This window comes from Halorubrum tibetense (assembly GCF_042661865.1).
Taxonomy (GTDB): Archaea; Halobacteriota; Halobacteria; order Halobacteriales; family Haloferacaceae; genus Halorubrum; species Halorubrum tibetense.
Map to the genome: position 1 here is coordinate 1 of NZ_JBHSWW010000148.1, position 5,977 is coordinate 5,977.

1 protein-coding gene and 1 pseudogene are annotated in these 5,977 nt (G+C 57.1%); both read left to right on the top strand.

Annotated features, from left to right (window positions below):
* Nucleotides 1–776: 776 nt before the first annotated feature.
* The gene (locus ACFQEU_RS10175; RefSeq protein WP_379781777.1) at nt 777–3,536 is read left to right on the top strand and encodes a DUF7827 domain-containing protein; all 2,760 of its coding nucleotides are present in this window, start codon (nt 777–779) and stop codon (nt 3,534–3,536) included.
* A gap of 377 nt (nt 3,537–3,913) precedes the next feature.
* Nucleotides 3,914–5,977, top strand: a pseudogene (locus tag ACFQEU_RS10180) (hypothetical protein); the annotation flags it as partial.

Consider the following 5,977-nt stretch of genomic DNA (forward strand, 5'->3'; position numbering starts at 1 on the left):
GGAGCCACCGAGGAGTCGGCGGCGCGAGAGGGGGTCGACGGTGGGTCCGGTAGCGTCGCGGTCGGCGGTATCCGGGTCGGCGGCGTTGCGGTCGGCGGTATCCGGGTCGGCGGCGGTCAGATCGGCTTCGGAATCGGGGTCGGTCCCGTCGCGTGTCGTCATACGTCACGATCCACGGATCGATATATAACGGTATCCCTGACAGTTCGGTCGGGTGATACCTGGGTGGCGGCGGACGTTCGCCTGCGGGAGTGTAGCGATCCGGCCCCCGATCCGGGGCGACACGGAGGCTTCCTCGGCGGCTCACGGGCCAGATCGGGTTCTGTCCTATCCTCTTTGCTCGCGCGCTCGTGCGGGAGTTCGAGCGCGCGCGTGACATACACCGGTCCGCTGGGGCCGCGATCCGGGGGTGTCGTATTCGTGATACGCTGACATGCGTCAGACGCGTGAGATCGAGATCGGGCGTTTGAGGCCCGAACACGGGGTTGTGAGACGTTATCACGGCCCGAAACGCCACACAAAGTATTTATAACGCCCGCCATACGTTTCGGGTGTACCCCTACCCAAATGACTGCAGTACTGAGTACCGGTGGCCGAGTCCGGTCGCACCACGATGACTCCGTAGGCGGCGACGATGATCGGGCGCGACTCGAAGGCTATGGGAAAGCTGCTGTGGTCGATGCGATGCAGACCCAACACAACAAACAATGACAAACGACAATACAACACGGAAGAAGGCTAACGCGGTCTTCTTCAGCGTGATCATGGTTATTTCCATGGCTGCTATCGGTTTTGCTGCAGCACCCGCAGCAGCAGTCGGGAATGCCGATGAAATCACCTTCGAGGATCAGATCCTCGATGCAGACGGTAACGTAACCGTCGAGATCGACGAGAGTAGTGGCGAAATTGATGGGTCAGTCATCATCACGTTCGAGGATGACGGTCAAGACATCGTCGCTGGCGTGGAAAACGTTAGCGATGAAGGACAACAGACCGTTACTGTGGAAGACCCTAGCGCCTTCCCCGGTAACCACACCGCTCACCTCAGCTCAGATGATGCTGACGCTCAGGAGATCGGTGAAGCAGTTAAGAACACAGGAAGCATCGTAGATGATGATGAGGCGTACGTCTCCGGTGCGGATCGGCTATTCGCAGAGGATGATCTTGACGAGCAGCTCGTCTGGCAAGGCCAGAATGTTGACGTAACCGGTGTCGATGCAAACGCCGACATCCAGCTTCGCGAACGCATTGATGACGATACGACACGCCTTCGCGACGAGCTAACCGCCAACGATGACGGTGTTGTTAACTTTGACACCGACGATCGCAACGAGGGAGATTACTTCCTCCGTGGTCCCGGTGCCTCTGGCGATGGCCAGTTGTTCGAAATCGCTGTCCAGGACCTTGATGCCGACTTCGACGCAGATGAGGTCGACAATCAAGCTGACTCGGTAACGGAAGTCGAGTTTGACTCCGTCCGTGGCAGCTATGCGCTCGACATCAGTGCTGACGGTGACCTCGACGAGAGTGAACTGGAGGACATCTTCGCTGACATCCCGATCGCAAGTGCCGACGATGACGTGATCACGACCGAGCGTATCTCTGACGGTACGTTCGACGCTGACTTCGACGGCATTGACGAAGGCGACTACGAATTCGAGTTCGACGTCGTTGACACGACGGCCTCGGACAGCGACTCGATCACCGTCGTCGAAGGTGTTGACGGTGAGGTTGAGTTCGAAGATGCGACCATCGACGTTGAGCAGGGTGGCATTGCGGAGATTCAGCTTAACGCGATCGGTGGCGCTGAGGAAGCTCAGCTCGTCATCGGTGACGAGGACGAGATCGGCTACGAAGGACTCGCCAACGTCACGTTCGACGAGGACGAAGACGAGATCACGCTGCTGTTCAACACGTATGCAGCGGGCTCCGACGACGTTAGCGAATTCGGAGAAGTCCTGACCGTCGACGGCGACGGTGATGTTGACTTCACCGACTTCCCGACCGAAAACCTCCTCGACGAGGGTGACTACCAGCTCTCCGTTGCTGCTGGCTCCGGTGAGGACGCTGACGAGATCATCGACAACCCCGATGAGCTCGGTTCGCTCTTCATCGAACCGCGCAGCACCAACGCATGGAACACTTGGATCACCCCAAGCGATGCTGAGATCGAAGACCTCGACGACGTTGCAGACGCACTCGATGACGAGAGCCTGACGCAGAACGATGTCGTCGCACACGACGATGTTCTCGTCCACCAGATCGACGCAACCGGTCTGGAGGGTATCTTCCAGTCCGCTGACGACGAGGACGATGTTCAGGCACTCCTCAACCTGCTGACGGACGACTTCACTCACAACGAAGGCGACGCGGCGTTCGACCTCCGCATCCGTGAGACGCGCGCAAGCGCTGGTCCGAACACCGAGCGTCTGCGTGTCGATGTTGGGGATAGCCAGCCCGATGTGCTCGTTGACGATGACTCCGTGTTCATCGTGACACCGACTGAGGACATCGTGTTCGATGATGACGACTTCGAACCGCGCATCGACGAGCTCTCTGACGCGACTGACGATGACTTCGAGTTCGAGGTGCGCTTCCGCAATGAGGATCAGCGCCTCCTCGAAATCGAGGACGAAGAAACTGATATCGCGGATGTCCGCGAGCAGCTTGAGGCAACCTTCGACGTTGAAGAAGCCGCCTTCGACTTCGACGCGGATCCGTTCGAAGTGACTGCGTCTGACGACGTGGTCTTCTCGGGCGACACGAACGCTGCACCCGGTTCAGAATTCAACGTGCGTGTCCAGTCCGCATCTGGTGTCACACCACGGTTCAACCTGAACCAGGACGGTTCGGTCGCTACTGACCAGACCTGGGAGTCCGATGAGTTCGACCTGACTGAGACGAGTGTCGACGACGAGTTCACGCTCCAGCTCCGCAACACGATCGCTGATGAGCGCCCGACCGCGGACGGCATCGTCGTTGACGCCGAGGAGCCCGAACCTGCGTTCTTCGAGGTCTCGGACCTTGACCCGATGGACGTGACGGTTGAGCAGGGCGACCTGATCGACGTCACGGCAACCATCACGAACACCGGCGACGAGGACGGCGACCAGACGGTCGAGTTCCGCGTCGACGGTGACGCAGTCGCTGAGGAGGACGTTGGTCTCGATGCTGGTGACGACACCACCGTCGAGTTCACCGACATCCCGACTGACGGCCTCGAAGGCGACTACGAGCACGGCGTCTTCACCGACGACGACAGCCAGACGGCAACGCTGACTGTCACCGTCGATGACGACGACGACGCTGACGATGACGACGACGCTGCGGACGACGACGACGCTGCTGACGACGATGACGCAGCGGACGACGATGACGCAGCGGACGACGACGACGCAGCGGACGATGACGACGACGCAGTGGACGACGACGACGATGACGACGACGCGGAAGACGACACGCCCGGCTTCGGCGCTGTCGTCGCCCTCGTCGCCCTCATCGCCGCCGCGCTCCTCGCGACCCGTCGTCGCGACTAAGTCGGCAACGACTCACGTCGTTCCATAACCATCGGCCCTCGCGGGCCGACCCATTGCGGCTTTCTTTATTGCGCGCTCGACCGCCGAGCGACAGCGCTCTCACCCCCGCCGAGCGTCGAGCATCCGAGCATCGGCGGACGCCCGGCCGGCGTGATCGACGCGGGAGGGGCACGCGCTCGCGAGTACGGATCGGGTCCCCCCGACGCGCTGGTTTCGGCGCGCGGAAACGTCACGTGACGTAACTGATTTATAAGCGTGTCAAGCAGATACGAGTATCCCGCGGCGCGCGACGGCTGTTCGGTCGCGCGGTTCCTCGCCGTCGTCGACGTGCGAGTACTGCGCCCAGCGACGGCTCCGTCGCTCGCGGTGTTCACCCCATGCAACGCGAGCACTCACATCGATCCGCCCGGTTCGCACTCGTCCTGACGCTCGCGATCGTCTTAATCGCGAGTGGATCGGTGGTGGTTGCTGGACAGGTCTACAACGCCGGAGATACGGAGAATATCGGCATTAGTCCCGACGAGACACAGACTATCTCTGGGATCACAATGAGTGAACAGGATGAACCAGTCCTGATCCATATTGGCGAATTAGTTGAAGCCGGGGCTGAGCTTAGTGCTGATCCTTCGTCCTACTATGCTTCGGGAAGGGAGTCAGCCCCAGCTGATGAGGTTCGAATCGTTGACCCCAACTCGGCTGATGCAACCCTCGTTGTCGAACCATCTGCATTTGGGTTCATCGATGTCGATGTCGTTTTAACTAATGTTGATACTACTGGCGTTGGACTAGATCGCGGGTCTGAGCAGTCTATAAACGAAATCATCGAGTATCAGATGCGTCAACCGGATCAGGACTCAAGCGTTACACGAAGTGATTTTACTATCACTTCTGAAGCTAATATCGATATCCAGTCGTATGACGACCAAACAGGTGAAGTCAGTTTAAATAACGTATCTCTTGAGTCCACTCACACTGACTACACCGTTGTTTGGAAAGTTAACAACGAGGGAGAACTGTCTGAATTCCTTGGGAAAGACCAGGGACAGGAGGGTAACTTTACGATTCCAATTAGGAGAGTCGATAATTCGACGACAATTGCTGCAACAGTCCAACCTAGCCCAGACGAGTCAAGTCCTATCTATGCCGTGGATGAGTCAACCCTCACAGTTCCAATAGAGCTCCAGTTGGAACGGTCTCCGATCCATTACGTTACAACTGATGAAGAAACCGACCCTAGAAACGAGAGCGTCATTGAAATAGTATTTAATACGAAAATCGAAGGAGATGGCAATTTGAGTGTTGAGCTGTCCGATTCACTCACTCAGACGGTTAATCTTGGTACTGATTCTGAGTTATATTCCACGCACGGCAGTACCATTCGACTGTATCCTTCTGAATTCGAAAACTCATCTGGGACGAAAACCTTCCCGAATATAAGAGGTGTGACTCTTGAGGATATAAAGCCAATAAAAGAGGGATACAGAATAGAGTCTGAAACTCACGATATACAGTATTTAAGTAAAATCGTCTCGGACGGCGATGAGGCTCAAATTGTTCGCGGTGAAACGGTAGGACTTGAGGTTAGTGGACAAGGTCCTTCTAAAATCGAATTAGCAAACGATACAGAAACTATCACGATTGTCTCTGAGTTAGACAGTAACATTGTTCCGTATGACTCGCTCCAGATTGACTCTGGTAATTACTCTGTGGAGAGCGACTCATTCTCGGAGCAAACGCAGCTGAAGGTTATTGATCCAGATTTGAACGTCGTGACTGAAAATACAGAAATCTGGGTTAACGATGATATTGAGGCAACAGTCGCTTCCAACACCCCTCACCGGGAACTCAATATCGAATTGACTGACATAGATAGTTTACCTGTAGATCAAAAGCAAATCATCACTGACCGTTCCGGCTCTGCAAAGTTTGACTTTGATCCGCAAGATCCTGGGAAATTCTATCTTACTGCTACTGACTCAGTTACTGGGGTTTCCGTATCTGATTCGATCCGAATCATTGAACCTGAGGAACCAGAACTGAGTATCGGCCAGAAGGCACATTTTCTCGGGGACATTCTTCGGCTAACGTTGGTTCCTAGTCCGGATAGCAACACCACCGTCCTCACTATCACGGATCCGGACGGCAAGCACGTCGCAACCGCGGATCTGACCGCGCCGGACGGCGACCCGGTTGATGTCGAACTGAACACGTACGTCGCGGGGGACCCCGAGTACGACGCCGACTTCCTCACGGTCGAGGGGGCCACGATCGACGCGCTGTCGACCACCGAGCGCGACGGCCCGCTCCCCGCCGGCGAGTACACGCTCACGGCCCGCGCGGCCCCTAACGGCCCGGCCCACGCGGTCACTACGACGCTCGAACCGCGCTCGACGGACGACCTGACCGTCTACACGAACGCGACCGCGGAGCTTGACCCTGCC

What these genes read in the sequence shown, in the direction of transcription:
- ACFQEU_RS10175 (WP_379781777.1), top strand. Translation starts at nt 777, where the DNA reads ATGGCTGCTATCGGTTTTGCTGCAGCACCCGCAGCAGCAGTCGGGAAT.